The 26,905-nt window shown below is 37.3% G+C and carries 30 protein-coding genes and 1 tRNA gene; 27 read left to right on the top strand and 4 right to left on the bottom strand.

The genetic code is table 11. The features are described 5' to 3' along the window. Nucleotides 1–67: 67 nt before the first annotated feature. The 18 genes from RYX56_RS09835 to gvpU (RYX56_RS09750) all read left to right on the top strand — a co-directional run bounded on the left by RYX56_RS09835 (nucleotide 68) and on the right by gvpU (RYX56_RS09750) (nucleotide 13,513). Complete coding sequence (locus tag RYX56_RS09835; protein ID WP_317121876.1) at nucleotides 68–2,599, top strand: DUF2339 domain-containing protein; 2,532 nt, start codon at nucleotides 68–70, stop codon at nucleotides 2,597–2,599. Between the two features lie 234 nt (nucleotides 2,600–2,833). Then, nucleotides 2,834–4,282, top strand: a complete 1,449-nt coding sequence (locus tag RYX56_RS09830) for an ATP-binding protein (RefSeq protein WP_317121949.1) — start codon at nucleotides 2,834–2,836, stop codon at nucleotides 4,280–4,282. A 185-nt stretch (nucleotides 4,283–4,467) separates the two neighbouring features. Next, the gene (gene rlmN, locus RYX56_RS09825; protein ID WP_317121875.1) at nucleotides 4,468–5,550 is read left to right on the top strand and encodes a dual-specificity RNA methyltransferase RlmN; all 1,083 of its coding nucleotides are present in this window, start codon (nucleotides 4,468–4,470) and stop codon (nucleotides 5,548–5,550) included. A 391-nt stretch (nucleotides 5,551–5,941) separates the two neighbouring features. After that, the gene (gene gvpA, locus RYX56_RS09820; RefSeq protein WP_317121874.1) at nucleotides 5,942–6,202 is read left to right on the top strand and encodes a gas vesicle structural protein GvpA; all 261 of its coding nucleotides are present in this window, start codon (nucleotides 5,942–5,944) and stop codon (nucleotides 6,200–6,202) included. A 48-nt stretch (nucleotides 6,203–6,250) separates the two neighbouring features. Further along, nucleotides 6,251–6,703 carry a GvpT/GvpP family gas vesicle accessory protein gene (gene gvpT, locus RYX56_RS09815; RefSeq protein WP_317121873.1) on the top strand — a complete coding sequence of 151 codons (453 nt, stop codon included), beginning with the start codon at nucleotides 6,251–6,253 and terminating at the stop codon, nucleotides 6,701–6,703. Nucleotides 6,704–6,737: 34 nt separating this feature from the next. Continuing rightward, on the top strand, nucleotides 6,738–7,187 hold the full coding sequence (gene gvpQ, locus RYX56_RS09810; protein ID WP_317121872.1) for a gas vesicle protein GvpQ: 450 nt from the start codon (nucleotides 6,738–6,740) through the stop codon (nucleotides 7,185–7,187). Nucleotides 7,188–7,205: 18 nt separating this feature from the next. Beyond that, nucleotides 7,206–7,466, top strand: a complete 261-nt coding sequence (gene gvpJ / locus RYX56_RS09805; protein ID WP_317121948.1) for a gas vesicle protein GvpJ — start codon at nucleotides 7,206–7,208, stop codon at nucleotides 7,464–7,466. A 66-nt stretch (nucleotides 7,467–7,532) separates the two neighbouring features. Next, nucleotides 7,533–7,799: a gas vesicle protein GvpO gene (gene gvpO / locus RYX56_RS09800; RefSeq protein ID WP_317121871.1), complete on the top strand. Its 267-nt coding sequence runs from the start codon at nucleotides 7,533–7,535 to the stop codon at nucleotides 7,797–7,799. A gap of 25 nt (nucleotides 7,800–7,824) precedes the next feature. Next, nucleotides 7,825–8,742 carry a gas vesicle protein GvpN gene (gvpN, locus tag RYX56_RS09795; protein ID WP_317121870.1) on the top strand — a complete coding sequence of 306 codons (918 nt, stop codon included), beginning with the start codon at nucleotides 7,825–7,827 and terminating at the stop codon, nucleotides 8,740–8,742. Next, the gene (locus tag RYX56_RS09790) at nucleotides 8,742–9,527 is read left to right on the top strand and encodes a GvpL/GvpF family gas vesicle protein (protein WP_439108474.1); all 786 of its coding nucleotides are present in this window, start codon (nucleotides 8,742–8,744) and stop codon (nucleotides 9,525–9,527) included. Before gvpN ends, RYX56_RS09790 begins: the two co-directional genes overlap by 1 nt. After that, a complete protein-coding gene (locus tag RYX56_RS09785; protein WP_317121869.1) occupies nucleotides 9,527–9,781 on the top strand; it encodes a gas vesicle protein GvpG in 255 nt (84 codons plus the stop codon). The genes RYX56_RS09790 and RYX56_RS09785 overlap by 1 nt, the downstream gene beginning before the upstream one ends. A gap of 9 nt (nucleotides 9,782–9,790) precedes the next feature. After that, complete coding sequence (locus tag RYX56_RS09780; RefSeq protein ID WP_317121868.1) at nucleotides 9,791–10,597, top strand: GvpL/GvpF family gas vesicle protein; 807 nt, start codon at nucleotides 9,791–9,793, stop codon at nucleotides 10,595–10,597. A 16-nt stretch (nucleotides 10,598–10,613) separates the two neighbouring features. Then, nucleotides 10,614–10,889, top strand: a complete 276-nt coding sequence (locus RYX56_RS09775; protein WP_047972991.1) for a gas vesicle protein — start codon at nucleotides 10,614–10,616, stop codon at nucleotides 10,887–10,889. Further along, on the top strand, nucleotides 10,855–11,139 hold the full coding sequence (locus RYX56_RS09770) for a gas vesicle protein K (RefSeq protein WP_317121867.1): 285 nt from the start codon (nucleotides 10,855–10,857) through the stop codon (nucleotides 11,137–11,139). The genes RYX56_RS09775 and RYX56_RS09770 overlap by 35 nt, the downstream gene beginning before the upstream one ends. A gap of 26 nt (nucleotides 11,140–11,165) precedes the next feature. Continuing rightward, entirely contained in the window at nucleotides 11,166–11,498 is a 333-nt protein-coding gene (locus RYX56_RS09765) for a gas vesicle protein GvpJ (RefSeq protein WP_317121866.1), read from the top strand. A 15-nt stretch (nucleotides 11,499–11,513) separates the two neighbouring features. Next, nucleotides 11,514–12,383: a GvpT/GvpP family gas vesicle accessory protein gene (gene gvpT / locus RYX56_RS09760; protein ID WP_317121865.1), complete on the top strand. Its 870-nt coding sequence runs from the start codon at nucleotides 11,514–11,516 to the stop codon at nucleotides 12,381–12,383. A gap of 18 nt (nucleotides 12,384–12,401) precedes the next feature. Continuing rightward, nucleotides 12,402–13,067: a gas vesicle accessory protein GvpU gene (gvpU, locus tag RYX56_RS09755; RefSeq protein WP_317121864.1), complete on the top strand. Its 666-nt coding sequence runs from the start codon at nucleotides 12,402–12,404 to the stop codon at nucleotides 13,065–13,067. A gap of 47 nt (nucleotides 13,068–13,114) precedes the next feature. Then, nucleotides 13,115–13,513: a gas vesicle accessory protein GvpU gene (gvpU, locus tag RYX56_RS09750; protein WP_317121863.1), complete on the top strand. Its 399-nt coding sequence runs from the start codon at nucleotides 13,115–13,117 to the stop codon at nucleotides 13,511–13,513. Nucleotides 13,514–13,563: 50 nt separating this feature from the next. Here the strand turns inward: gvpU (RYX56_RS09750) and RYX56_RS09745 are convergent, their stop codons facing one another. Next, nucleotides 13,564–14,349: a PAS domain-containing protein gene (locus RYX56_RS09745; RefSeq protein WP_317121862.1), complete on the bottom strand. Its 786-nt coding sequence runs from the start codon at nucleotides 14,347–14,349 to the stop codon at nucleotides 13,564–13,566. Nucleotides 14,350–14,575: 226 nt separating this feature from the next. On the opposite strand from RYX56_RS09745, the gene RYX56_RS09740 reads away from it, so the two are divergent. From RYX56_RS09740 to RYX56_RS09715, 6 genes are all read left to right on the top strand, one after another. Beyond that, nucleotides 14,576–16,606 (top strand): catalase, encoded by a 2,031-nt coding sequence (locus tag RYX56_RS09740; protein ID WP_317121861.1) that lies wholly within the window; start codon nucleotides 14,576–14,578, stop codon nucleotides 16,604–16,606. A gap of 313 nt (nucleotides 16,607–16,919) precedes the next feature. After that, nucleotides 16,920–18,515, top strand: coding sequence for a glutathione ABC transporter substrate-binding protein (locus RYX56_RS09735; RefSeq protein WP_317121860.1), 1,596 nt, complete (start codon nucleotides 16,920–16,922; stop codon nucleotides 18,513–18,515). 516 nt (nucleotides 18,516–19,031) lie between these two features. Continuing rightward, a complete protein-coding gene (locus RYX56_RS09730) occupies nucleotides 19,032–20,222 on the top strand; it encodes an Alp7A family actin-like protein (RefSeq protein WP_317121859.1) in 1,191 nt (396 codons plus the stop codon). A 12-nt stretch (nucleotides 20,223–20,234) separates the two neighbouring features. After that, on the top strand, nucleotides 20,235–20,840 hold the full coding sequence (locus RYX56_RS09725) for a hypothetical protein (protein WP_317121858.1): 606 nt from the start codon (nucleotides 20,235–20,237) through the stop codon (nucleotides 20,838–20,840). Nucleotides 20,841–20,925: 85 nt separating this feature from the next. Then, the gene (locus RYX56_RS09720; protein WP_317121857.1) at nucleotides 20,926–21,813 is read left to right on the top strand and encodes an NAD(P)/FAD-dependent oxidoreductase; all 888 of its coding nucleotides are present in this window, start codon (nucleotides 20,926–20,928) and stop codon (nucleotides 21,811–21,813) included. A 213-nt stretch (nucleotides 21,814–22,026) separates the two neighbouring features. After that, the gene (locus RYX56_RS09715; protein ID WP_317121856.1) at nucleotides 22,027–23,226 is read left to right on the top strand and encodes an iron-containing alcohol dehydrogenase; all 1,200 of its coding nucleotides are present in this window, start codon (nucleotides 22,027–22,029) and stop codon (nucleotides 23,224–23,226) included. Between the two features lie 41 nt (nucleotides 23,227–23,267). Here RYX56_RS09715 and RYX56_RS09710 read toward each other — a convergent pair whose 3' ends face one another. Next, entirely contained in the window at nucleotides 23,268–24,281 is a 1,014-nt protein-coding gene (locus RYX56_RS09710) for an LLM class flavin-dependent oxidoreductase (protein WP_317121946.1), read from the bottom strand. A gap of 134 nt (nucleotides 24,282–24,415) precedes the next feature. Next, the gene (locus RYX56_RS09705) at nucleotides 24,416–24,745 is read right to left on the bottom strand and encodes a winged helix-turn-helix transcriptional regulator (RefSeq protein WP_317121855.1); all 330 of its coding nucleotides are present in this window, start codon (nucleotides 24,743–24,745) and stop codon (nucleotides 24,416–24,418) included. A gap of 117 nt (nucleotides 24,746–24,862) precedes the next feature. Between RYX56_RS09705 and RYX56_RS09700 the strand changes: the two genes are divergently transcribed. Both RYX56_RS09700 and csaA read left to right on the top strand, forming a co-directional pair. Next, nucleotides 24,863–25,723, top strand: coding sequence for a VOC family protein (locus tag RYX56_RS09700; RefSeq protein WP_317121854.1), 861 nt, complete (start codon nucleotides 24,863–24,865; stop codon nucleotides 25,721–25,723). 319 nt (nucleotides 25,724–26,042) lie between these two features. Beyond that, complete coding sequence (gene csaA, locus RYX56_RS09695) at nucleotides 26,043–26,375, top strand: chaperone CsaA (protein WP_317121853.1); 333 nt, start codon at nucleotides 26,043–26,045, stop codon at nucleotides 26,373–26,375. A 40-nt stretch (nucleotides 26,376–26,415) separates the two neighbouring features. Here csaA and RYX56_RS09690 read toward each other — a convergent pair. Beyond that, nucleotides 26,416–26,486, bottom strand: a tRNA-Cys gene (locus RYX56_RS09690). Between the two features lie 116 nt (nucleotides 26,487–26,602). Between RYX56_RS09690 and yxzF the strand changes: the two genes are divergently transcribed. Then, entirely contained in the window at nucleotides 26,603–26,719 is a 117-nt protein-coding gene (gene yxzF, locus RYX56_RS26535; RefSeq protein WP_317121852.1) for a small protein YxzF, read from the top strand. Nucleotides 26,720–26,905: the final 186 nt, after the last annotated feature.

Below are 26,905 nucleotides of genomic sequence, written 5' to 3'. Positions count from 1 at the left end.
ATTCTTTCTTTATTTTTTTGCAGTATAATGGTAATTATTAGTTAATGATCCATTTGGAGGATAAAGAATGAATCCGTTTAAAGAAAAGCTGGAGCAGATAAAAGATGCTCAAGTTCAGTTAACAAAGGATTATGAGAAAGTAGTAAAAGAGTATGAGTCGAATGATCTTATTCAAGAAAATACTCGACTCCGAGAGCAATATGATGATTTCAAAGGGCAAGTGGAAGTGTTTAAACAAAAACAACAAGTTATAGAAACAGAGAATCGAAAGTTACGGTTGGCCCTGCAAGAGCAAATGATTGATGAAAAGTTAGCTCTCTTAAAAATGTCAAAGCAGAAGGTTGAGACATACTTTGGGCAATCCATTAATCCACAGCATAATCGATTAAAGGGATTAGAAGCAGAGACTCAACAGAAAATTGCTTCATTAAAGGAAAGGGCACAGAAAAACATTCAAGTCGAAAAAGAGGAGATTCTATCTAAAATAGAAGTCTTGTCGATCGAAACGAATGAAATGATTAAGGCAGAAAGAAAACGTTTAGCTGAAGAACAAAGAACATTATTAAAAGGTTTATCAGGAGACTATGAGCAGCTAGAAAAAGAGGAAGTGACCGAAGAAGTTATTCAAAAAAGAATGAAACAAAACCAGATTGAGATGAAGATCGGATTAAATTGGATTAATAAAATTGGAATTCTTCTTATCATTTTTGGGGTGGCAGCAGCATTTCGTCACTCTTATACAAATTGGTTCACCGATGAAATCAAAGGCGCAATGTTCTTTATTTTAGGTGTGTTTATGCTGGTTGGTGGGGAATGGCTTCAACAGAAAAATAAACAAACGTTTGCCTTAGGTGTCATTGGAGGGGGGATCTCCGTTTTATATGGCTCCATCTTCTTTAGTTATTTTTTACTTGATGTTATTGGTCTGACGGTTGCACTATTGGCGTCGGTACTTGTTACTGTGAGTGCAGTCATCTTATCGCTACGTTATCATTCGAGAACGATTATTACCTTTGGATTAGTCGGTGGTTACATTCCTTTTTATTCTTACTTATTTGCATTTGGATTAGAAGGGAATGCTGTCTATGCAGCGATGGTTTATCTACTCATTCTAAACTCATCGATACTATGGATCTCTCTTCAAAAACAATGGAACTTGGTGCACTATATTAGCTTTGCTTTAGCTATTCCTTCTTTACTTATTCTACTCCTTCTATCACCGAATGATGGTGTGAGTATGCTTTATATCGTCTTAACATTTGTCTTATACGTGGGATTAACGATTGGCTATTCGTTTAAACATAAAGTAGCTCTAAAATGGGGGGACGTGACGCTTCTTGCGCTTAATACCTTTTTTAGTTGCTTATTATTGTATTACCTATTCCATAGGCTTGAATGGAATGACTTTAGAGGGCTATTAGCCGTTGCATTCTGTGTGCTCTTCTTTGGACTCGGTCGATTTGTAGAGCAGAAGATGCCTAATGAAGCCCAAACTAGAATCTTATTTTACGCTACTTCCATAACATTTCTTGTACTTATTATCCCATTCCAGTTTGGAGCAGAGTGGGTAGCACTTGGATGGCTGATACAGGGTGTCGTTCTAATGATTTATGCGAACAAAGCAAACCTGCGTTTACTTGAGATGGCTGGCTGGGGCATATTTGTCTTAACCCTGTTCACGTTCTTCGTAGAGTGGTTTGTAACAATCTCTGGGATAGGCATGTCTTCTTACTTCCACTTTAAATACTTTGCAGTCGTCATTGGTCTTATAACTACGACTATTTACTATGCTATGTGGCAACGTAGGGAAGGAAATAACTATTTATTTAATAAGGTTAAAGATCTACCCCTTTATTTAAAATATTTTACTTTAGTCAATGTATGGGTGTACCTTGCTTATGAAAGCCGGTACATGTATGAGCAGTCGGTACCACTTACACTGACAAATTATTCTTTTTACCAATCGTTAATGGTTGCTTTTTTGACCGTAGGATTAGCGTATGTGCTAAAGAAAATCCCACTATTATATGACAGGATAGTAAGTTACTTCTGCTTATTCTTATATGCATTTGGTAGTCTTATTGGTCTTTTTTTAACGATTGCCGCACCAGCACTTGAGCCAGTGATCGCCCAAAGTACATTTTTGAATTATCTTGCTTTGGTTTTATTAATAGGATTTAATGTGCTAATTTTCTTTAGCGGACGTGATTTATTACTGGCTTATATTAGACAACATTATAAAGACATTGAACTGTATCCAACCATCCTTGGCGTGTATATGTTAGGAGTACTAGCGGCCTTTCTAACCGTTCAATTTCGACTTGCTGATGTTGGATTTGTTTTTAGTTCAGTCTTTTTGATTGTGGCAGTCGCATACATCTTATATGGTTTTAAGAAGCAATATGTGTATATAAGGCGTATAGGGCTTGGGTTAACATTACTATCAACAGGTAAACTCTTTCTTTACGATTTAGCGTTCCTCACTGAAACGAGCAAAATAGTAGCGTATTTCGGTTTCGGTGTGGTGTTATTAGGTATTTCTTATTTGTATCAAAAAGTATCAAGTAGACAATCTCAGGATATAGAAAAAAGCATGTAATCTTATTTAAGCTTTCTTATATATTTATAGGAGGTGGGGAGAACAATACAACTCCATACCTCCTTTAAGTCCATCTGTGAAAATGTACTAAATTATGGTACGTTTATATAGTATATAAGTCCTGAAAAGTAGAGTGGGTGAATATTCAATGGGGTAGAGACAGATATTAATTCTTTTATAAAGCGTAGAAATCGATTAATGTTCGTTCTTTTATGGGTGGCATACGGATTGAGTATGGCTGTCTTTGTTGCATTTGACCCAATATTTTCATCCACTTGGCCTCCGGTGGGATTTTCTTTATTAGTAGGGCTTATGATTGTTCGGATGTTGATTAAGAATGAACACTTAATGATGTATATCATCTCTTTTGCAATGTTTTTTTATTTATTTCTGTTAAATATTGAGTTTCCTTACTTAGTAAACTATTTTTATATTTTACTCGGTATTATTATTCCTTCTCTTTATCAACATTACGGGGTGATCCTTTTTTCCGGAGTGCTAGCAATGTTTTCATTGTCTTATTTTTTCATCTTCTCTTTTGATGAGATCTTTACCAGGGTAGAGTCAGTCGATATTCTATACTTCATCTTACTCTCAGCTATCTTAATTATCTTCTTTTTATTCCATACTAAGTTTACTAAAAGCTTGTGGGTAAAGGCACAAGTAGGTGAAAATAAGGCGAAACAGAAGCTCCATTCTACGGAAAACTATTTGAATGCTTTTTTTACTCAAACAAGTGAAGCGATTGTTGTCTATGACAATAAAGGGACGATCATAAATGTGAATCAAGCTTTTACTTCGTTATATGGGTGGAATGATGATGAACTTATTAATGAGAATATAAATGATTTCTTACCTGTTCAGTGGAATGCAACTTCGGAGACGGAATTGGTTCATAAAAATAAATATGGAGACCCGCTAGCTGTTGCAATTTCAGTCTCTTTTATCAAAGGTCCTAAAGGTGAGAATGCAGCCTACTTGATGATGATTTGGGACATTTCAGAGAGGAAGCGGACAGAAGCTCAGTTAATGCAATCAGAGAAGTTAAAAGTAGTAGGAGAGCTTGCAGCTGGAATCGCTCATGAGATCCGTAATCCTATTACCGTGTTGTCAGGATTCACACAACTAATGGATAACACGTATTACAAGGAGTTGATGAAAGCTGAATTAAAACGCATAGATGGGATTGTAGAAGAACTGCTTGTTCTAGCTAAGCCACGTGCTACTCACTTGAGTTCGATCACTTGTAGGAAACTAATAGATGAAGTAATTGAACTATTTGAATCAATTTGTGAAAACCAGAAAATAAAAGTGCACTGGAAGCGATGTGAGTCTGCTTCTATTTACGGTGACTATAACCGATTAAAGCAAGTTTTAATAAATGTGTTTAAAAATGCTATAGAAGCGATAGAATATGAAGGGGTAGTAGAGATTGATCTAACGATACAAGATAATGATGTATTATTGCACATCGCTAATGATGGTCCTTCTATTCCTGAGGAAACGTTATCTGAATTAGGGTCGCCTTTCTTCACAACAAAAGAAACCGGGACTGGTCTTGGGTTAATGATCTCAAAAACGATTATGAAGGAACATGAAGGTCATTTTTCAATTGATAATAGACTGGATCAGGGGGTCGTCGTCACCCTAACTTTACCTAAACATAACGGAGAACGGATCTAATTTCCATAAGATACAGATGATTAAGGATTGTCAAGTACTTTGGCAATCCTTATAATGAGTTATAGTGTGCTTTTAAAGCCACTAAGGTTGAGATGATTGTTGAGATATGGGACAATGAAGAGATGCTAGGAAGTTACCGACTGACTTAAATAGATACTATTTATAAATTGAAATGAGGGTTAAACATGCACAAAGAATCCATTTATGGTTTAACGATGGATCAGTTGACCGAATGGCTAATGGAACGTGGACAGAAGAAGTTCCGCGCGACACAAGTTTGGGACTGGTTATATAGAAAACGTGTCAAACGTTTTTCGGAAATGAACAATTTAAAGAAAGACTGTTTGGAACTATTAGAAGAGAATTTTTCCATTCAAACTTTAACAGAGCACGTAAAACAAGAATCTGCGGACGGAACAATTAAATTTTTATTTAAGCTTCATGACGGAAACTTGATTGAAACAGTATTGATGAGACATAAATATGGTCTATCTGTTTGTGTGACAACACAAGTAGGCTGCAACATCGGCTGTAGTTTCTGTGCGAGTGGTTTATTAAAGAAGAGTCGCGATCTTTCAAGCGGTGAGATTGTTGAGCAGATCATGAATGTACAGCATCACTTAGATAGTGTAGGGAAAGAAGAAAGAGTAAGTCATATTGTTGTAATGGGTATTGGGGAACCATTTGATAACTTTGACAATATGGTGGATTTCTTACAAGTAGTTAAAGATCATAAAGGTCTTGCAATTGGTGCTCGTCATATCACCGTATCAACAAGTGGTTTAGCTGATAAGATTTATGAGTTTGCTGATCTGCAATTACAAGTAAACTTAGCTATTTCCTTGCATGCACCGAACAATGAGTTAAGAACAAGAATCATGAAAATCAATAAAGCCATTCCGATTGAAAAGCTTATGAAAGCTATTGATTATTATCTTGAGAAAACAAATCGTAAAATCACGATTGAGTATATCTTGTTAAAGGGTGTTAATGATCAACGAGAACATGCTGCTGAACTTGCACGTATGTTTAAGGATAAGCGTCATCTCACATATGTGAACTTAATTCCTTATAACCCAGTAGATGAGCATGGACAATATCAAAGAAGCCTTAAAGAAGACATTCTAGGCTTCTATGATGAATTAAAGAAAAATGGAATTAACTGTGGTGTTCGACTTGAGCACGGAACGGATATTGATGCTGCTTGTGGTCAATTAAGAAGTAAGCAAATCAAAAAAGATAAACCAAAAACGAAAGCAAAAGCTTAATCAAAAGCGTACCTTTTTCCGGGTACGCTTTTTTTGTGTTTTAGCGAAACAGTTATAACTAACTATGAAAAAGAGAAGATGTGAAAAGGTGAAAAGACAAACTTGGGTCTTTTTTACCAATTTTCACGCCGAAATAGCAATTGTATAAAACTGGAACACACAAGACTCACTAAAGTATATTTCTTTAAAAACGCTTAAAAAGTTGGTATTACCGCCTTTCTGAATTCTCATATAAACAAAATTCACCTTTCAAATGGACAATTTATGGTAATTGCGCTATTCAATACTAAAGACTCGTTTTAACCCCTTTTATCAAAGGAATAGACCCTTAGCCAAATGAAAAGCTGTCCATCTAATGTTAAAACCTATCAAAAATGAAGGAGTGAATTAGATGAGTGTTCAAAAAAGTACAGATAGTTCAAGCCTTGCAGAAGTAATTGATAGAATTCTTGACAAAGGAATTGTCATTGACGCTTTTGTACGTGTTTCACTAGTCGGAATTGAAATTCTTACTATTGAAGCAAGAGTTGTTATTGCAAGTGTGGACACATGGTTACGTTATGCAGAAGCAGTTGGACTTCTTAGAGATGAAGTCGAAGAGGAAGGTCTTGCGAAAAGAGAGCATGACCGCGCACCACAATTTAGCTTTTAAACATTATAGAATCCAATTTATACATTAAAGAAACGAGGTTGAAAACAAATGGCAGATAAAGAGCAAAAAAACCAAAATAACGATGAAAATACAGAGTCGAAAAATGATCAGTCCCATTCAATGAACCTAGCCATAATCGGTGGGGTAGTTGGAGCGGGGATCGGATTACTTTCAAGTCCAGGAACGAGTAAAAAAGTGATGAAGAGCTTGGGTGAATCTGAAGTAATGAGATCAGCAGGCAAAGAGCTAAAAAGAACGGCCCAAGAAATTATTACAGAGCAGGCTTTAAGTAGTCTGAGACAGACAGCTTCAGGCTATATGAACGGTGGAGGGTTGTTGTCACCGAAAAAGAAAAATAACGAGCAAGAAGACTCCAATGAATCGAGTAATGAAGATAACTCTTCTGAATATGAAGAGATCAAAGAAGACAACAAGCAATTAAATGATCGTCTTGAAAGAATTGAAGAGATGCTAAGCAACTTAGTAGATTCTAAAAAGTAATCGATTAATAAGATTGTGTGAAGAGGGGGATTGGATGGACAAGCCCATTAAAAAGGCAGCTGGTAAAGCCGCAAAAAAAGTGGCTGAATACACCCCTGAACCTATAAAAGATGAAATTAAAGAAAAAGTTAAAGATAAAGCAAAAGAAAAGTTTGTAGAGAGCGTGCAAGATAAGGCGGATGAAGCAACGGATCACCTAGAAGATGCTAAAGATGAAAACGCTGAAAAATTCCAAGATAAAGCAGAAGAAGCGAAGGATAAAGCGCAAGATGTTTTACTTTCGGTCCGCGATAAGATTGGGAATGTTGTTGAAGCAGGAGAGGATTTTCAAGAAAAGGTTTCCTCTTCTAATAAAGACAAGGGTGATCGAAAGGTTAAAGGCGTCAACCAGATTAAAGGAGTTAGCAACATCAAAAGTTATAAGGATGTTAAAAGCTCCAAAGATATTAAATCTTCAAATGATATTAAGACAATGGGTTCTTAACTAGGAAGGAGTGAGATGATGTCTGTTCAAAAAAGTACAGATAGTTCAAGTTTAGCTGAGGTGATTGACCGTATTTTAGATAAGGGTATTGTCATTGATGCCTTTGTTCGAGTATCGGTCGTTGGGATTGAAATCTTAACAGTAGAGGCACGAGTGGTTATTGCAAGTGTCGATACATGGTTACGTTATGCAGAAGCAGTAGGACTTCTAAGAGATGAAGTCGAAGAAAACGGGCTTCCGGAACAACCAAATGAACGTAAGGCAGCTTTTAGTATTTAAAGGTAAATGATGGAGGAGTCAGGGGATCACCCTGACTTACCATCCTCTATATACCAGGAGGTCACTATGGGAATTAAAGAGATTATGAACAATGTTGCTGACTTCTTCAATGAACATGTAGCGCCTCTTCATAAAATCACAGCAGTTGAGGAACGTGAAAACGGTGGCTGGATGCTTACTGTTGAAGTCATTGAAGAGAAGGAATATATGAAAAAATACGCTAAAGATGAAATGATTGGCGTTTACGACGTTGTGTTAGATAAGGAAAAGGAAGTTACTTCTTTTAAACGACGTGACGTTCGCTATAGAAGTGCGATAGACCAGCAAGTATAGGTCGTAGTGAGTAGGAGGGAATAGAGTGACCGTCTTAAAAGAAAAGATTAAAAAGAACACAAATTCAATCGTCCAAGATAAAGAGACGAAAGATTTACTTTCTCGCTCATTACAATATTTAAAAGCTGGCTACCCTATTCATTTTACTGGTCCATCAGGGGCAGGAAAAACCTCTCTAGCACTAGCTTTAGCGAAAAAGCGAAAAAAGCCTATTATGCTGATTCATGGAAATCATGAGTTGAATAATAGTGATTTGATTGGTGACTTTACTGGCTACACAAGTAAAAAGATGGTCGATAACTATATTCGTTCTGTTTATAAAAAGGATGAGAGTGTGAGTGAGACGTGGAGAGATGGACGTTTACTTGAAGCGGTTAAAAATGGATACACACTTGTATATGATGAATTTACGAGATCACAGCCTAATACTAATAATATCTTTCTATCCATTTTAGAGGAACGTATCTTACCTTTATACGGTTCTAAAAAAACGGAACCATTTGTAAAGGTTCATCCTGATTTTTCGGTTATATTCACAAGCAATCCTGAAGAGTATGCAGGGGTCTATCAAACACAAGATGCATTGCTTGATCGCTTAATTACTATATTCGTTGATTATAAAGACGTCGATCGTGAAACGTCGATCGTTTCCGAAAAAACAGATGTGACCGAGAAACAAGCTAAAGCGATTACGACTCTTGTTTCAACATTACGAAATCAATGCAAGGATGATAGCGGTCCAAGCTTACGAGCATCTTTAATGATTGCCAAGCTAGCTACAGAACAAGACACCCCAATAGATGGAGAAAATGAAGAATTTAAACGTCTGTGTATCGATATATTAGGTCATCAAGTAAGTCGATGTATAGAGGACGATCAGCCAGTAGAAAAAGCAAAAGAACTAATAACCAAAGCACTAAAAAGCATGAAGGCGACTGATTGATGAAGGAGAGCTTAATGATGAACCAAGAAGAGAAAATGGGTATTTATATTTTTTGTGGAATTCAAACAGAGACAGATGATGAATTGGGTGAGATTGAAATAGAAGGTGAGAAGTGTGACCTTTTTACAATCCGCTATAAAGATGCAGGGATGGTGGCAACTCTTGCTCCTATGAAGATCTATCACCCTAATAAAGAGAATTTGATGATGCATCAACATGCCGTTTCCCTTGTGATGAAGCAAAAGGACACAGTTATTCCTGTTAGTTTTGGTAATGTATTTCAATCCACTGAAGACGTGGCAGTATTACTTGAAAATCTTTACCCACAGTTTACAAAGCTGTTTCCAGAAATAAAAGGAAAAATTGAAGTCGGACTGAAAGTGATCGGAAAAAAGGAATGGCTAGAATCACAAGTAAGGGAGAATGCCAAACTTGATCAAATGGCACAAAAAGTGAAAGGTAAATCTGAGGCTGCTAGCTATTATGAAAGGATTAAAATAGGTGGTGCGGCACAAGAGTTTATGAATTCTCTTCAAAAAGAAATGAAAGAGGAGATATTCAAGCCTTTAAATGAAGGAGCAGAAGCAGCAAAGGCTAATGATCCAATTGGTGAAACGATGCTCTTAAATGCTTCTTTCCTTATTGACCGCGATAAAGAAGAAGAATTTGATCAAAAGGTAAATGCTGCACATGAACAGTGGAAGGATAAAGTTGAATTTAACTATACAGGACCTTGGCCAGCTTATAACTTTGTCAATATTAGGCTCAAGGTTGAGGATAGCTAATGATTCACAAACTAATTTCAGCGCCGATTAACCTTGTCATAAAGATTGGTGAAAAGGTAAAAGAAGAGGCTGATAAAGAGTTGTATGACCTTAACACCATTCAACAAAAGCTTATTCAACTACAAATGATGTATGAGCTTGGCGAAATTCCTGAAGAAGCTTATAAAGCGAAAGAAGAAGAGTTAATTACTCGATATGAAGTAGCAAAACGGCTTGAAATTGAGCAGTGGGAGCAGATGACTAAAAAGAAATGAGGGTAGAAGATGGGCGATCTAATCTATTTATACGGCTTAGTTCCAACAAATGAAGCGACCACTCAATCGTTTCCATCTTTTAAAGGATTTGATGATGTAGGGGATATTTACACGATTCCTATCGAGAGTACTACAGCATTTGTTTGCAATCTAAACGCCAATGAGTATTCAGAAGAAAGTATTAAAGACCGAATTAATAACGATATGGAATGGCTCCAAGAAAAAGCATTCCACCATCATGAAACGGTTATGAAACTATCAAAGTTATTCACGATTATTCCATTGAAGTTTTGTACCTTATATAAAAATCAAGATAGTTTAAAAACCACAGTCCATGCAAATGAATCTAAAATGATGAATACATTTGACTTGCTTGCTGGAAATGAAGAATGGAATTTGAAGTTGTATTGTGATGATCAGTTGCTAAAAGAGCAAGTGAGTCAGAACAATCCTACGATTGAAGCTAAGAGAGCTGAAATTAGTGAGTTGCCAAGAGGAAAACAATTCTTTGAAAAGAAAAAAATAGATAAGCTTATTGAAAATGAGCTTGAAGTAGAAAAAAATCGTGTTAGTGAAGCGATTCATGCTAAACTCCAAACCTTTGTTCTTCAGGGGAATGTGAAGAAAAATTGGAGTAAAGATGTAACAGGTAAGAAAGAAAATATGACGTGGAATGGCGTATACCTTATTTCTAAATCTGAGGTAGAGTCCTTTCTAGAGCAAATCCAGCAATATGAAAAGGAAATGAAAGAAATGGGTTGGCAGTTTGAAGCATCTGGCCCTTGGCCAGCATACCATTTTTCTAGCTTTTCATAAGTGAGGATGAAGATATATGTCACTTAGAGAATCGGTTGAAAATAAAGACATTGCATTGATTGATATTTTAGATGTCATTCTTGATAAAGGTGTAGCGATTAAGGCTGATTTAGTTATATCAATTGCTGGGGTCGATTTGGTGTATTTAGATTTAAGAGTGTTAATTGCCTCTGTTGAATCGCTTGTACAAGCCCAACAAGAACAGCACCATCCAGTCTCTTCAGCAAATTTTGATCAACAAAGGGAGGAGTTAATTGATGCAACCGGCCAACCCAACAAGTGGAAGAATTAACTTAGATCCTGATAAGGCGGAGCATGGTTTGGCACAGCTTGTTCTCACTGTTATAGAGCTATTAAGACAAATCGTAGAAAAACATGCGATGAGAAGAGTCGAGGGCGGCACCTTATCAGATGAGCAAGTTGAGAACCTTGGTGAAGCTTTAATGAATCTTGAAGAAAAAATGGAAGAGTTAAAAGAAATCTTTGGTCTTGATGCAGAAGACTTAAATATTGATCTGGGTCCTTTAGGAAGTTTACTTTAATCCAAACAGATCAAGGGGGACTTTAAATGTCAGTCGAGCATTCTATGCAATCAAGTACGATTGTAGATGTTTTAGAGAAGATATTAGATAAGGGTGTCGTAATTGCTGGAGATATTACTGTAGGAATTGCTGATGTCGAGTTATTAACCATTAAAATTCGATTAATTGTAGCTTCAGTAGATAAAGCAAAAGAGATTGGAATGGATTGGTGGGAAACAGATCCATATTTAAGCTCTAAAGCGGTCGGTAATGATACGAAAGCTCTTGAAGAAGAAAATAAAAGATTACAAGAAAGATTGGAAGCTCTTGAGAAAAAGATGGATACCAATCGCTTAAACTCAACAGAATTTAACTACTAATAGGAGGTTTTTACCATGGCAGAAGATAAAAAAGTGGAAAATCAAACAGAAGAGAAAGATACAAATCAGGAGACAAGTTCAAGCGGTAGTCCAATTAAACGTTCAATTGCTGGAGGATTGCTTGGAGCTACAGTAGGATATTTAGCAACACCAGAAAATGCGAAGAGAATTAAAGATAGCATAGATAGTGAAAAGCTTAAAAGTAAAGGTACTGATTTTGGTCAAATGGCTAAAGATAAGTCTAAAAAGGCTGCAGATTCACTAAAAAATTCAGCGATGAGCTTGTTTAATCAGAACAAAGATGAATCGGATGAAGATTATGACAATGAGCAAGAAGAAGCTGTAGAAAACGATGAAAATACAGAGCCAGAAAACAATGATGACTATGAATCATTAAAAGAAGAAAATGACAACTTACATGATCGCTTAGGTCGTTTAGAAGAGATGCTGACAAAATTAACGCAAAGCAATGATGAAGTAGCTGCTTCAAATGACCAAGAGGATGAAGACGAAGAAGAAATGAAGGACGAAGGCGACACCGAAGAAAAGGAAGATGAAACAAAGGATGAAGATGAGTCAGAAGATAAAGAAGAAGATACTGAATCAGAAGACAAAGAGCAAGAAGATAATGAAGAAAAAGAAGATGACTCAAAGAATAACGATGAAGATGAGTCAGATAACAAAGAAGATACTGAGTCAGAAGATGATAAAGAAGATGATGATTCAAAAGAGGACGACAAGAAAGAAGATTCGAAGAAAAAAAGCACAAGCAATAAAAATGGTAAATCAACAAGAAGAAAACGTAACACAAGTAAGAAAACATCAAAGTCAAAGTCACAAAATGATGACACAACTCTCTCAAGCGATGATGATACTTCTTCATAATGAAGGGAGGAAGACATAATGAGTGAGGAACATAAAGAAGTAGGCGATAGCATTCTGCAGTTTTTGGTACGTGCAGCTAACAAAGAAAATTTCAACGTAGAGCTCACTTTAAATGTCGGAGGTGCCATTGTTACTGGAACAATGGTTTCGGCAAAAGACTACTTTTCCTCCCTTAGTGAACGATTTGAAGGCGGGAATGAAGTTGCTGATATATTGAGTGAACAGTTTGCTAAAGCTGGAGAAGCTGTTGATACAAGTGAAGATTCAAAAGGCCAATTTATTCACATGAAAGAGGCTCAAGTCTATTGTGGAGATAGTAACCCAACCCCTTCTAAGGGGGAGGTTCTCTGGAGAGGAAAGCTAAGTGCAGTAGATGGTTTCTATTTAGGCGCAGCCTCAGGTGGTGAAAATGAGACATCTAAATCTGATGAAGGTAAAGACTCTGAATCTGATGAAAATAGCGCAGATGAGCGTTTAGACCATTTAGAAGAATCAATTGGCGAGTTAGTGGATGAGAACGAGGAAAAGGTAAAGGAAGACGAAGAAGTTAGCGAAGAGAAAGCAGAAGACGAAGAAGCTAGCGAACAGAAAAACAAACGAAAATCCAGAAGTGAAAAAGCTAAAGCCAAAACCACTTCATCAAGTAAAACGAAAGCTAAAAAAGCCTCAGAGAAGAAGGATTAGTTCACTTTAGTCCTCTTCTACTAGAGGGATAGAGAGGAGATGTGATTATGAGTGATGAGGTAAGTGCACGAAAAGACAGTATTCTTCAGTTTTTTGTGCAAGCAGCCAATAAGCATAATTTCTCTTTAGATATCACATTAAACGTCAAAGGTTCTCTCATATCAGGAACTCTGGTTTCTGCGAAAGAGTATTTAGATGAACTTAGTGAATCGTTTGAAGGTGGAAATGAGGTAGCTCAAAAGGTGAGTAACGAACTCTCTAAAGCGAGCGAAGAAGCCGAGAGCGGTAGTAGCTTACCTGAAGTCTCTTTCATTCACATGAAGCATACAAAAGTGTTTATCGGTGATAGTAAATCTACTCCTTCAACTGGGAAGATTCTTTGGCGAGGCAAATTAAGTGAAGTAGATGGCTTCTTCTTAGGAAAAATTACAGATAGTAGTGAGTAAAGAAAAATGAGCAAACGTGTCTATACGGTTGCTCATTTTTATCTATCAATTTAATTTTTATCAGTTACATCGGTTGAATACCCTTTTTTCTTTAGTAAATAGGTGGACGCCTGTTTAAAGGTGCCGAATGTTTTTGCCCCTGTTTTTACTTTTCGGGTAACCAGCTCTCTTATCAGAGGAATTTGAAAGCCTACATAAATAGGTTCTGCCCCTACTAGCACAATGGTTTCTGAAATCGTGGCAATTTGGTTAATAATTCGCTCATTATCTTCAAACAACATACTACTAAAGTCGAATACGACATACTCTGTCCCTAAAGTAGAGCACTCTAGTAATAATTTTTGTTGTAGCTTTTCAAAACGTTCGGAATCATAAGTCCCGATGAGCGGAACTAACAGTGAATGTTCCACTGCCATTGGAAGTATCGGTGTACTAATCTCTTCAATTAACTTTTGCGTTTTTTGAGTTTTCTCTTCTTCTTCCGTAATATCATTCCACGTTAAAATATAGCCGGTCTTTTCTTCTTGCTCATTTATTAAATGCGTTACTTTTAATTCTGCAGAATATCTTCCATATAGTTTGATTCTTGAGTGGTAAGGAAGATGTTTTTCTAGAATAGCCTTCTGACGTCCAAAATTCGCATGAAAGATAGATAGGTTCTTTCCAATCACTTCAGTTGAATCTGAGACATGAATAAGCTCTTTTATTTGATCAATTAACTGGTGTGCTGCCTTGTTCATCCAGATTAATTCAAAGTCATTATTTGCTATAAAAATGTTCTCTCCAATACAATCTAAAACTGACATCGTTTCATTTTGAATAATGACAGTAGCCATTTGGCATCTTACTCCTCTATTAGAATTTCACTCATATTCATCTTTGTATTATAACAAATAGGATGAAAGATTTATATCTCTCTCTCTTCTTTCCATTAGTAGATTTTAAAAGGGAAATTACAAATTGAAATAAAATCCAACTAATAAGCTTTAATCTTGTTTTATGAATCATTATCAAGGGTAAAGTCTAAGGTGTAATTTTTGTCATATTAAGGGAGGGATATTCATGAGTAATGAAATGAAAAATAAGAAAGATCAGCAGCTAGAATCCTTTCGTGTTAAAGATGAAGGCAAAAAGCTGACAACTAACCAAGGATTAAAAGTTTCAGAGGATGAATTTTCCCTTAATGCAGGAGATCGTGGTCCTACTTTAATGGAGGATTTTCATTTTCGTGAAAAAATGACTCATTTTGACCATGAAAGAATCCCTGAGAGGATTGTCCATGCGAGAGGTTTTGCTGCTCATGGTGAATTTGAAGTTTATGAATCAGCAAAAGAATTTACGAAGGCAAAATTTTTACAAGATCCTACGGTTAAGACGCCTGTATTTGTCAGATTCTCTACAGTTGGTGGCTCTAAGGGTTCTGCTGAAACCGTACGTGATGCTCGCGGGTTTGCAACGAAATTTTATACAGAAGAAGGTAACTATGATTTAGTTGGTAACAACATCCCAGTTTTCTTTATCCAAGATGCCATCAAATTTCCGGATTTAGTCCATGCACTTAAGCCAGAACCTCACAATGAAATACCTCAAGCCCAATCTGCACATGATACTTTTTGGGATTTTATAGCTAACAATCAAGAATCTGCTCATATGGTGATGTGGGCGATGTCTGATCGATCTATTCCGCGTAGCTTCAGAATGATGGAAGGGTTTGGAGTTCATACGTTCCGTTTCGTTAATGAAGAAGGTAAGGCTCATTTTGTTAAATTTCACTGGAAACCTGTACTTGGTATTCATTCTCTAGTTTGGGATGAAGCTCAAAAAGTAGCAGGAAAAGACCCTGATTTTCATCGTAGAGACTTGTGGGAATCCATTGAAAATGGAGATTTTCCTGAGTATGAACTAGGTGTCCAGCTTATTAGTGAAGAAGATGAATTTGCTTTTGATTTTGATGTACTTGACCCTACAAAAATATGGCCAGAAGAAGATGTACCAGTCAAGATCATTGGGAAGATGACATTGAATCGAAATGTAGATAATGTTTTTGCTGAAACAGAGCAAGTTGCATTTCACCCAGGGCATGTCGTGCCAGGTATCGATTTTACAAATGATCCCTTGCTACAAGGACGTTTGTTTTCTTACACAGATACACAACTAATTCGTCTTGGCGGACCTAATTTTCATGAACTCCCTATTAATAGACCAGTGTGTCCGTTTCATAACAATCAACGAGATGGATATGGTCGCCAAACAATAAATAAGGGACAAGTGAGCTATCATAAAAATTCTATTGCAGCTAATACGCCTGCACCAGCAAGTGAAGAAGAGGGAGGCTATGTCCATTATCAAGAGAAAGTAGAAGGACGTAAAGTGCGTACGAGAAGCGAGAGCTTTAAAGACCACTTCTCCCAAGCGAAACTATTTTGGAATAGTATGAGTGATGTTGAAAAGGATCATATCGTTGAAGCGTTCAGCTTTGAACTTGGAAAAGTTCAGAATAAGTCTGTACAACAACAGGTTATAGACATGTTTGCTAATGTCACACTTGATCTAGCTAAGCCAGTTGCAGAAGCGATTGGTGCTAGTGCCCCAACAGAGGGTGGGTCTAACGTCGATAAGGTTTCGCCAGCTCTCAGCCAAGAAAATTCAGTTAAGAAACCAGATACTCGTAAAGTAGGTGTCATTCTTGACCAAGACTTTAATGGTAATGAAGTAAAAACGGTATTGGATGAACTAAAAACTCAAGGAATCCAACCGGAGTTTGTTAGTGATAAATTAGGTGTGAAAAAGGGAGCAGATGGTATTGAGTTTGAAATCGATCACACTTTCTTAACGGGTGAATCTGTATTGTTTGATGCTTTATATGTTGTTGGTGGTAAAAGTCTTGAGCAATCCTTTAAAGAGGATGCCATTTACTTCATAAAAGAAGCTTTCTCTCACTTTAAACCAATTGGAGCCACTCATGGCGGTATATCTTGGTTAAAAGAAGTGGAAATAGTTGAGAAGCAAGGTGTGGTAACAGGTAAGGATATGAAAGTATTTAGTCAAAACTTTGCAGGAGCCATTGCTGAACATCGACATTGGAATCGTTAATAAAGGAACATTGTACGTAGAGAGGGGACACCCTCTCTTTTTTATTTTATCTTTATGATGATGACGTAAGTGAAAAAGTTATTATTAAATAGTTTCATTTGAACCTTTATGTATAAAATTATCGCTTTTACCAGGTAAATATATACATTTTATTTTGATTTGCTTAATGACATGAGTAAAAATTCAATTATTTAGTGGTTAATAGTTTCTAAAAATAATAAAAAAATAAAATTTTCTGTTAATATTGTTTACAATTGTGTAACAATATAGTAGTTTTGTATGTGTACAAAAGACTATTTTAGAGGAGGATGTCATGATTAAAAGTAAATTTTTGAGAGCTGGCGTATGTTCAATTGCCATGTCGCTTGCACTTGTAGGGTGTGCAAGTGAACCATCATCTAATGGTAGTACTACAGAGGGTGTAGATGAAGGGGGAAGCAATGAGGGCGGCGATCTTGTTGTCGCTGTTTTATCTGATGCTACATCACTTGATCCACACACATCTAGTGATGTTCCGAGTGGAAATGTCCAATCAAATATTTATCAAACATTAGTTAAGTACAACACAGATATGGAGCTTGAACCCCTTCTTGCTGAGGAATGGACTCCAATTGAAGAGGATGTTTGGGAATTTAAGCTTCGTGAAGATGTTTACTTCCATGATGGATCTGAATTCAACGCAGATGCTGTAAAAGCTAATGTTGAGCGTATTCTAGACGAAACTACTGCTTCTCCACGTGCGATATTATTTGAAATTGTTGAAGAGATTACCGTTATAGACGATCATACGATTCAATTTAAAACGGAACAACCATTTGCTCCATTACCGGCCCACATGGCCCACTATGCTTCTAGTATTATTAGTAAAGATGTAATCGATGCTGATAACGAGGCAGTTGAAAATGGAGATCAACCGGGTACATATATTAACGACAATCCGATTGGTACAGGCTTTTTTGAATTTGAAAGCTGGCAACCAGGGGATCACCTTATCTTAAATAACTTTGAAGACTACTGGGGTGAGAATGCACATGTTGATACTGTGACATTCAGAGTTGTTCCAGAGGATCTAACTCGTATTGCAGAACTTGAGACTGGTTCAGCTCATATCATTGATCCGGTGCAACCAAGTGATTTAAACCGAGTAGAAAACATGGAGGGTACTGAAGCTTACGTACGTAATGCAGCAAGTATCACTTACTTAGGCTTTAATATGGATAAAGAACCGTTTGATAACAAATTAGTAAGACAAGCAATCGCCATGACTCTTGATAAAGAAGCTATGCTAAACGGGATTTTAGATGGCACTGGTGAAGCTGCCATTGGTCCTATTAATGATACGAACTTTGGTTTTAGTGAAGATGTAGAATCAATCGAACGTGATGTTGAGGGTGCTAGAGAGTTACTTGCAAAAGCTGGGTATGAGGATGGTTTCAGCACAACGATTTGGACAAATGATAACCGTGAACGCATTGATATTGCTGAGTTAACCCAAGCTAGCTTAAGTGAGATTGGTATTGAAGTAGACATTAAAGTAGTTGAATGGGGAGCGTATTTAGATGCTACTACTGCTGGAGAGCATGATATGTTTATTTTAGGCTTATCTCTAGGTACAGGTGACGCCGATTACCCAATGCATATGCTATTCCATTCTGATAGTGTTGGTTCAGGTAACCGTGTATTCATGGAGGACGAAACATTCGATCAAATGTTGTATGACGCTCGTATTGAGCAAGATGAAGACACACGCTTACAAATGTATGTAGAAGCTACGAACTATTTAAATGAAGAATCTCCTATGGCGTTCTTATACCACCCATCTCACATTATGGGAGTAGGGGAAGGTGTTGAAGGTTTCTGGTCAGATGCATCTGGTGTATACCAATTAAAAGATGTAACTATTCAATAAGTTAATCTGTAAAAAGGTAGGTAAGAGAGTCTCTTACCTACCTTTTTTATGCTTCTTTAAGGTTATTGAGATAGAAGATGATCAATTGGATCCCCTGTATATTGGTACAAAAGTATAGTTATAAGTCTAAATCCATGTTCTTAGAGCTTCTTGTTCACCGAATTAAGAAAGTAGGGGAGGGTTGAAGCGACATCACTAGTAGTATATCCGACTGAAATGATGTCATTTATTTGGAAATGTTTAGATGTTTACATTAATGTATACAAGTAAACAAATTGTAACTAATGTGTGCACAAAAAGTATACAAGTGTACAAAAGTGAATACATATTGATTTAAAGGGATGTATACAATTTGTATATTTTGTAAACGGAAATGTATGCATGTTTACAAATTTGTTTACATGGTGAATGCAACTTATGGATGATTGACGAATTGAGGCTGCTAAGATACTCTTGAGTCAAATGGTAAATGATAGTTAAAGAGCCATTATTCTATTTGAAAGGTTTGATTGTTTTATGACAAGAAGTAGAATTGCTGCAATTGACGTAGGTAATGATTCTGTTAAAGCATTGTTTGGCAAAGCGGATTTTGAACTTAATATTCCTAATGTAACCGCTAGAGATACCGAGGACCGTCCTGTAATTGGGATTGAAGAATTAAATGAGAAAGATCCATTAGATGGAATACATATTCGCGTACACTCCCCAGCATTAAATGATAATAATGCTATTTATCGTGTAGGGAGCTTAGCAACAAAGAGTGATAATGCTACTGAGCTTGATCCAGGAAGTAGTAAATCCGAAGAGGATCAAACGTTGGTTATGTTATTTGCAACATTGGCGCTTGATGCTGTTCGAGAGGAAAATAGCGATCTATTTAAGAAAAATAATCAAGTTGTAGACGCCAATTATACACTTGGAACTGGTCTACCCCTTCGTGAAGTAAAAGAAGGAAAAGATGTTGGATATCGCTCTCAACTATTAAGCTCTGTTCACCAAGTAGAGTTCTTAGTAACACCAAAATATCAAGGGTTAAAAGTAAATATCCGTTTTGATCAGGTTAAGATCTATCCTGAGGGCTTTGCAGCTTATATTAATCTGGTAATGGATAAAGACTTAAATATTATTAATCGTGACCTCGTTGATAAGAGAATTCTTATTCAAGATATTGGTGGTCTTTCAACTGATATTGCTGTAATTAAAAACCGTAACGTAGACGATGATAAAGCACAAGGCTTTAATTTAGGGGTTTCTGAATCATTAGAGGCGATTCGAGAAGAAATTAGAACTAAGCATGGAGTAGAGTTAGATAGTCGTCGTGATGTCGTTGAAGTGATTACGAAAAAACAAGATCGCAATCATATTATGGTAAAAGGAAGTCGCACAAGTGTTCATGACATCACAGATCGTATTTTGTTCGAATTAGCGAAAAAGCAATACCGTCATTTACGTAATGTATGGCAAAAGAACTCTCAAACGGAAATTTGTTATTTCGTTGGTGGAGGTGCGATGGTTCTAAAAGAGTATCTTAAGACGTTAAATAACAATTTAGATGGCTATAACATTGCATTCTTTGAAGATGAAAAGGAAAGCATTTGGATGATGGCAAATGCTTATTATAAATTAATTGCAGATTACGATCGTAAAACGAACCAAGTAGCAGCTACTAAAGAACCTATTTCAGATAAAAAAGCGAATAAGAAATAATAGGGTGCCGCTATGAAAAAAACGGGGTCAACAGGTATTGAAAGAGGGCAGGCGATTACCTTTCGTCTTCCTTCTGATACACCTGATCATATTCTCAGGCAACTTCAGACACTTAAGGAAACTGAAAGACGGAACTTCTCAAGTAAAATGGCTGAATATGTATTAGAGGGTGTGGGTAACTCGCTTTCAAAAGAAAGAGAGACGGTTACGATCCCTCTACCAAAGCAATTAAGTAAAGAACAGCGTAATTGGCTTAAACATTCACATTCAGAAGCCTTATTAGGAAGTATTGTATACCAGTTATTAGCTGATCCTCTTAGAGCTACGTCCGTTTTAGCAGCTTTAAATAGTTCTTCGCTTGATATAGATGAGGCTCTTTACTTACAAGAACAAGATATTTTGTCCACTAGTAGGGAGCAACAAAAGAACCCATCTGTACCAGACGTTACGGAAGAAGAGGAAGTTGGTAGTAGCCCTTTCTCAGACGATGATTTAATGAACTTCAATTGGAATCAGGCGAGACATGAGCAAGCTGCTACAGAGGAAGTTGAGATTGAGGAAGAGGAAGAAGATGCAGATGATTTACTTGGGGATTTTCTTGCTAAAATGAATAAATAGAATCGACAGCTTTCTTCTGGTGCCAATCAGGGGTAAGCTGTTTTTTTATTTTTTTTCTGGGTATAGTAATGTGGAGGTGAGAAATATGTATGATTGCGTAATTGTTGGAGGTGGGATTGCTGGGTTGCAAGCTGCTATCCAATTAGGCAGGTATCAACACCGTGTATTAGTAATTGATAATGAAGGCGGAAGATCTCGTTTATGCAAGAGCTACCATAATATATTAGGCTATCCAGACGGGGTAAGTGGAGAGTATTTAAGACAAAAAGGTAGGGAACATGCAGAAGGTCTTGATGTGGTATTTGAAAATGGTAAAGTGGAAACAGTTGAGAAAACAGAGCAACATTTCACGCTCCAAACAGATAAAGGTAAAGAGATTAGAGGTAAACGTATATTGCTAGCTACAGGAGTAATGGACCGGTTTCCGAAATTAGAGGGGTTAATTCCCTGTTTAGGACTAAGTGTCTATATATGCCCGGATTGTGATGGCTATGAAATAAATGGGAAGAAAACAGCAGTAATAGGGAGTGGAAATGTAGGAGCAAATATGGCACTTACTCTCACTTATTGGACCAAGAATATTCTTTATATTAATCATGAAAAACAACCGGTCGACAAAGAAGTTCTTCAGAAATTAGAAGATCACAACATTAAATACATAGAAAAAGAAATTCATTCACTAAGTGCTTCAAACGGAATATTGGAGGAAATTAATCTTATAAACAAAGAAAAAATAAGTGTAGAAAAAGGGTTTCTTGCTTTTGGAGGAAATGACGTACGCTCTAGCTTAGCAGATCAGCTTGGAGCAGAGCGGCTTGAAAATAAGCATGTTGTTGTTGATCCACGCTCAAAAATGACTACAGTAAAGCATGCTTGGGCAGCTGGTGATGTGGTAGCACACTCAGAGCAGGCTGCTATTGCAATGGGGGAAGGTTTGCAAGCAGCCATCTGGATCCATAAATCGCTGATGTAGGGTAAAAGAACGTAAAGGTGTCAGTGGGCCTTTGCGTTCTTTCTCGCGCTTTTTAATGAACAACCTTCTACTTGCTGGTATATCAATATAAGATAAAAATTTTGATTATTTGGATATTTTAGGTATATAGTACATATATACCTAGAAAAGAACGGTTCAACATGAAGCAGTTTGAACGGTGAAGCCTTCATTAAGAGGAAGTGAGGTAATCGTATGCGTGCAGTTTATTATAGAACTTGTCAGTTTGCTCTTAAAATGATTTCTCAATTCTTACCTTGGAGAAAACCAGTATTGCTAGAGGGAGAAGATAGTATAAGAAAACTGCCACCACTCATTAAAGAACGAGAGATTGATCATCTTTTGATCGTTAGTGATAAAGGGATTACTTCTATAGGATTGATAGATGGGTTTCTAGCAAGTTTAGAAAATATGAATGTGAAGTTTGTCCTCTACGACAAGACAGTACCGAATCCAACGATTGAGAACATTGAAGAGGCAATGAACTTATACAAATCCAATCATTGTCAAGGAATCGTGGCTTTTGGTGGTGGGTCATCTATAGATTGTGCAAAAGGTGTAGGGGCACGTCTAGCAAGACCTGAGAAAGATATCGAACAAATGAAGGGAGTGTTAAAGGTTAAAAAAGACACTCCTCCCCTTTTTGCTGTGCCCACAACTTCAGGCACAGGAAGTGAAGCGACGCTAGCAGCGGTGATCACAAACAGTGAGACACATGAAAAATATGCGATAAGTGATCCGGTCTTAATCCCAGATTATGCAGTCCTTGACCCGTTATTAACGAAAAAGCTTCCACCCTCCATTACTGCTGCTACTGGAATGGATGCCTTAACTCATGCGGTTGAAGCGTATATTGGTAGAGGAAATACAGAGGAAACAAAGAAATGTAGTAAAGAAGCTGTTAAATTAATATTTGATAACATTTATGAAGCATATTCTAATGGAGAGAATGTCTCTGCACGAAAAAATATGCAGCGTGCATCATATTTGGCTGGTGTCGCATTTACTCGTGCTTATGTTGGATATGTTCATGCTATTGCTCATACTCTTGGAGGGTTTTATTCCGTTCCTCATGGACTAGCTAATGCTATTATTCTACCTTATATCCTAGAATATTATGGTTCCTCTGTGCACAAGCCTTTAGCTGAACTAGCTGATACTGCAGGCATAGGTGAAACAACAGACACAAATGAACAAAAGGCAAAGAATTTTATTGAAGCGATAAAATTATTAAATGAAAGAATGAGCCTCCCTAGAAAAATTGATCGTATCATTGAGAGTGATATCCCACAAATGGTTGAGAGAGCCTTAAAGGAAGCAAACCCATTATATCCCGTACCTAAAATATTATATAAAAGAGATATGGCTCATCTTTATCATATGATTAGAGAATAACCAAAGAGGTACAAACCGCACAGGTTTGTACCTCTCATGTGTTAACGTACAACTTCAGAAACAATTTCAAATGAACGCAAACGTGCCTTGTGGTCATAGATTTGAGCATTGACCATCATTTCGTCTGCTCCTGTTTCATCTAAAAAGGCTTGAAGCTTTTCTTTTACGGTCTCCTTATCGCCAACAACAGAGGAACCTAGTTGTTGGTGGAGTGTTTGTTTTTCAAAAGGTGTCCATAACTTATCCATGCTCTCAACTGGCGGTTGCAGCTGAGTAGGTTGGTTACGAACAAGATTTAGGAACTGTTGCTGCATAGACGTCGATAGTCGTTGTGCTTCTTCATTTGTTTCAGCAGCGATGACATTAACGCCTACCATAGCATACGGTTCGCTAAGGACACCAGATGGCTTGAAGTGATCACGATAGACTTTAAGCGCTGGTAGAGTGTTATCTGGTGAAAAATGACTTGCAAAGGCAAATGGAAGGCCAAGAGATCCTGCCAATTGTGCACTGAACCCACTAGAACCAAGGAGCCAGATCGGAATATTTAATCCCTCACCAGGAACAGCTCTTACTCTCATCTCTTCTGTCGGTTGCAAGAATTCACGTAGTTCAGCAAGCTGTTCTGGAAAGTCTTGGCCATTGCTTCTACGGTCACGTCTAAGGGCATAAGCGGTTACTTGATCTGTCCCAGGAGCTCGTCCTAACCCAAGGTCGATTCTTCCAGGAAATAAGGACTCTAAAGTGCCGAATTGCTCAGCAATAACTAGTGGAGCATGATTAGGTAACATAATTCCACCAGAACCTACACGGATAGTGGTGGTATTAGCTGCTACATGACCAATTACAACTGAGGTAGCAGAACTCGCAATACCGGGCATATTATGGTGTTCAGCTAGCCAGTAACGCTCAAACCCTAATTTCTCAGCGTGCTGAGCAAGGTCAACGGTATTACGAAATGAATCACTAGGTGTGCCCCCAACAATAACGGGGGCAAGATCTAGGACGGAGAATTTAATATCTTTTAGTGTTCTTGCTTTATGATTAATTGTCATCATCTCAACTCTTTCCTATCGATAGTACATGGAAATGGAATGTTTAAATCATTCTAATAGATCCATACATCTATTGTATCAACTATCTTTCGGGTATCGTAATAAAACGACTTGGAATTGGAAGCAATCAATAATTAGTTTGTTTCATCTCTATTTTGAATATGTTCAGCGTGCTTTCGTCCCCATGCATCCATCGTTTGCAGGACGGGTACTAATGTCGAACCATAATCTGATATTGAATACTCTACTTTAGGAGGAACCTCAGCATAGACAGTACGAGTAACGATATCCTGCTCTTCAAGTTCGCGTAGATGTTGAGTGAGCATTCGTTGTGTAACGCCTGGAATCATACGCATTAATTCATTGAACCGCATTGTTTTATGATTAAGCAGTTGAAAAAGAATTTTTGGTTTCCATTTTCCTGTGAGAATTTCAAGAGCTGTTTCTACTTTACATTCAGACATATTGATTCCGCCTTTGGTATCTTTTTGTATACTATACCACTTTAAACTGCCTACTTTCGAATGAAAGATAGAGGGAGCATAATAAGAATAAAGGAGAAACACTGGGAGGATTAGTCAATGAATACTGTTATACATTCAGATACACAAATCGGATTGGTACGGCTAAGAGTTCATAATTTAACAAGGTCAATCGAGTTTTATCAATCGGTGATTGGCTTGAATGTACTAAAACGAGAAGAAAAAACGGCTTATTTAAGCGCTAATGGACAATCGGTACTAGTGGAAATCGAGGAGCATGTTGATGCTGTGCGAGTTCAACCACGTACAACCACTGGTTTATATCATTTTGCATTACTTGTGCCAACGAGAAAAGATTTAGGAGTCGTCCTTCAACACATGTTGGAACAAAAAATGGATATTGGGCAATCCGATCATTATGTAAGTGAAGCGCTCTATTTAAGCGACCCAGATGGAAATGGAATCGAAATTTATGCGGATCGACCTCGTTCTACATGGAAACGAGATGCGTCAAATCACTATGTGATGGGGAGCGAACCAATAATGTGGAGAGAATTGCTTGATGAGGCTAAGGATGAGCAATGGAACGGATTACCTCAAGAAACAATCATAGGCCATATTCATCTTCATGCAAGTGATCTTGAATTAGCAAAAGAATTTTATGTAGAAAAGCTTGGATTTGAAGTAGTTGGCGACTATAAAGCAATGCGAGCTCTATTTATTGCAGCTGGTGGCTATCACCACCATATTGGCCTCAATGTTTGGGCAGGTATTGGTGCACCAAGCCCACCTAAAGGTGCGATTGGACTAGTCTATTACACCATTATTCTGCCTGATTCAACAGCAAGAAATGACGTTATAAAGAGACTAGATAAGAACGGAATAGACGTGAAAACGAATGAAGATTTCTACGTGTTTACTGATCCTTTTGGAATTGAAATTCGACTTGCATGTAAATAAGTGAGGGGCTGTGACATATCTAAGAGGTTTAACTCAGGATACGAACAAAGCGCTAAATTAGCGAATGAAATATAGGAAGACCTCCTGCTTTTCATCCCGCGGAAAGCGAAGTATATTTCAGGAGCGGTATACACAGACCGCATCAGTAATGTTCGATTTTCCATAAGTTGAAATACTTTTGTCCCGTCCTCGTTTATTTTTCATCTTTAAATAGTGCTGCAGCATCAATATGGGTTTCGGAGGGATGTGAACGGTAAGTTGTAGTAGGAAATAGAAGATCGTTGTTGAAAAAGAAATAGAGTATAAGGGAGTGATTAGTATGGCAACGATTGAAGATTTAATGAAGCTAGATATTCGGATAGGGACAATTCAATCAGCAGAACCTCTTAAGAAAGCTCGAGTACCTGCAATTAAATTAGTAATTGATTTTGGAGAAGAGATTGGAGTGCGAGGGTCTAGTGCCCAAATTACGAAACGATACAACGACGAAGAGTTAATTGGAAAGCAAGTAGTGGCTGTAGTGAATTTTCCGCCGCGTAGAGTAGCAGGTTTTAAGTCAGAGGTTCTCGTTTTAGGAGGTGTACCAGGAGAGGGTGATGTTGTGCTCCTTCGACCAGATGTGTCCTTGCCCAATGGGACCCCAATTAGTTGAACGAAAAAACCTCGCTTAATTAAGCGAGGTTTTTTGCTGAAGGCAGCACCCGGATTCGAACCGGGGATGAAGGTTTTGCAGACCTTTGCCTTACCACTTGGCGATGCTGCCATACTGTTATTACTCTATCCTATGCATGAATGTGAAGAAAAAGAACTGTCTGTTTCTTCTAGGTTTTAAAGGAGGGGTTCAGGGGTATTGTAAAAGAACAAAAGGAGGCGTTTTGTTTGGGAAGATTTATAGGACGTTTAATTAAATGGGCACCAATTATTTATCCGATTGTAAGAAAGTTTTTAAATAAAAGAAAGCAACAAAAGCGAGCCAATCCCACTTCTCCTCGATAAAAATAAGTAGTCGGTTTCACTTCTAAAAGCTGAGCCGACTATTTTTTATACTCCGTTTTTCCTTTCTTGATAAAAATGACTGATTATTTGAAAAATCTCCCTATAAAGCTTACATTCCTAAAAAAAATATTTCGCTTATCGATAAAATTCGCTAAAATAAAAGGAGGAATTTGTCTAAAAAGAACG

This window comes from Alkalihalophilus lindianensis (assembly GCF_032843265.1).
Classification (GTDB): domain Bacteria; phylum Bacillota; class Bacilli; order Bacillales; family Bacillaceae_D; genus Alkalihalophilus; species Alkalihalophilus lindianensis.
The sequence above is the reverse complement of the archived record's forward strand: the minus strand, read 5'-3'. Positions and strand labels throughout refer to the sequence as shown.

Coding starts and splice junctions, on each gene's coding strand:
- RYX56_RS09835 (WP_317121876.1), top strand. CDS start 68: ATGAATCCGTTTAAAGAAAAGCTGGAGCAGATAAAAGATGCTCAAGTT.
- RYX56_RS09830 (WP_317121949.1), top strand. CDS start 2,834: ATGGCTGTCTTTGTTGCATTTGACCCAATATTTTCATCCACTTGGCCT.
- rlmN (WP_317121875.1), top strand. CDS start 4,468: ATGCACAAAGAATCCATTTATGGTTTAACGATGGATCAGTTGACCGAA.
- gvpA (WP_317121874.1), top strand. CDS start 5,942: ATGAGTGTTCAAAAAAGTACAGATAGTTCAAGCCTTGCAGAAGTAATT.
- gvpT (WP_317121873.1), top strand. CDS start 6,251: ATGGCAGATAAAGAGCAAAAAAACCAAAATAACGATGAAAATACAGAG.
- gvpQ (WP_317121872.1), top strand. CDS start 6,738: ATGGACAAGCCCATTAAAAAGGCAGCTGGTAAAGCCGCAAAAAAAGTG.
- gvpJ (WP_317121948.1), top strand. CDS start 7,206: ATGTCTGTTCAAAAAAGTACAGATAGTTCAAGTTTAGCTGAGGTGATT.
- gvpO (WP_317121871.1), top strand. CDS start 7,533: ATGGGAATTAAAGAGATTATGAACAATGTTGCTGACTTCTTCAATGAA.
- RYX56_RS09790 (WP_439108474.1), top strand. CDS start 8,742: ATGAAGGAGAGCTTAATGATGAACCAAGAAGAGAAAATGGGTATTTAT.
- RYX56_RS09785 (WP_317121869.1), top strand. CDS start 9,527: ATGATTCACAAACTAATTTCAGCGCCGATTAACCTTGTCATAAAGATT.
- RYX56_RS09780 (WP_317121868.1), top strand. CDS start 9,791: ATGGGCGATCTAATCTATTTATACGGCTTAGTTCCAACAAATGAAGCG.
- RYX56_RS09775 (WP_047972991.1), top strand. CDS start 10,614: ATGTCACTTAGAGAATCGGTTGAAAATAAAGACATTGCATTGATTGAT.
- RYX56_RS09770 (WP_317121867.1), top strand. CDS start 10,855: ATGCAACCGGCCAACCCAACAAGTGGAAGAATTAACTTAGATCCTGAT.
- RYX56_RS09765 (WP_317121866.1), top strand. CDS start 11,166: ATGTCAGTCGAGCATTCTATGCAATCAAGTACGATTGTAGATGTTTTA.
- gvpT (WP_317121865.1), top strand. CDS start 11,514: ATGGCAGAAGATAAAAAAGTGGAAAATCAAACAGAAGAGAAAGATACA.
- gvpU (WP_317121864.1), top strand. CDS start 12,402: ATGAGTGAGGAACATAAAGAAGTAGGCGATAGCATTCTGCAGTTTTTG.
- gvpU (WP_317121863.1), top strand. CDS start 13,115: ATGAGTGATGAGGTAAGTGCACGAAAAGACAGTATTCTTCAGTTTTTT.
- RYX56_RS09745 (WP_317121862.1), bottom strand. CDS start 14,349: ATGGCTACTGTCATTATTCAAAATGAAACGATGTCAGTTTTAGATTGT.
- RYX56_RS09740 (WP_317121861.1), top strand. CDS start 14,576: ATGAGTAATGAAATGAAAAATAAGAAAGATCAGCAGCTAGAATCCTTT.
- RYX56_RS09735 (WP_317121860.1), top strand. CDS start 16,920: ATGATTAAAAGTAAATTTTTGAGAGCTGGCGTATGTTCAATTGCCATG.
- RYX56_RS09730 (WP_317121859.1), top strand. CDS start 19,032: ATGACAAGAAGTAGAATTGCTGCAATTGACGTAGGTAATGATTCTGTT.
- RYX56_RS09725 (WP_317121858.1), top strand. CDS start 20,235: ATGAAAAAAACGGGGTCAACAGGTATTGAAAGAGGGCAGGCGATTACC.
- RYX56_RS09720 (WP_317121857.1), top strand. CDS start 20,926: ATGTATGATTGCGTAATTGTTGGAGGTGGGATTGCTGGGTTGCAAGCT.
- RYX56_RS09715 (WP_317121856.1), top strand. CDS start 22,027: ATGCGTGCAGTTTATTATAGAACTTGTCAGTTTGCTCTTAAAATGATT.
- RYX56_RS09710 (WP_317121946.1), bottom strand. CDS start 24,281: ATGACAATTAATCATAAAGCAAGAACACTAAAAGATATTAAATTCTCC.
- RYX56_RS09705 (WP_317121855.1), bottom strand. CDS start 24,745: ATGTCTGAATGTAAAGTAGAAACAGCTCTTGAAATTCTCACAGGAAAA.
- RYX56_RS09700 (WP_317121854.1), top strand. CDS start 24,863: ATGAATACTGTTATACATTCAGATACACAAATCGGATTGGTACGGCTA.
- csaA (WP_317121853.1), top strand. CDS start 26,043: ATGGCAACGATTGAAGATTTAATGAAGCTAGATATTCGGATAGGGACA.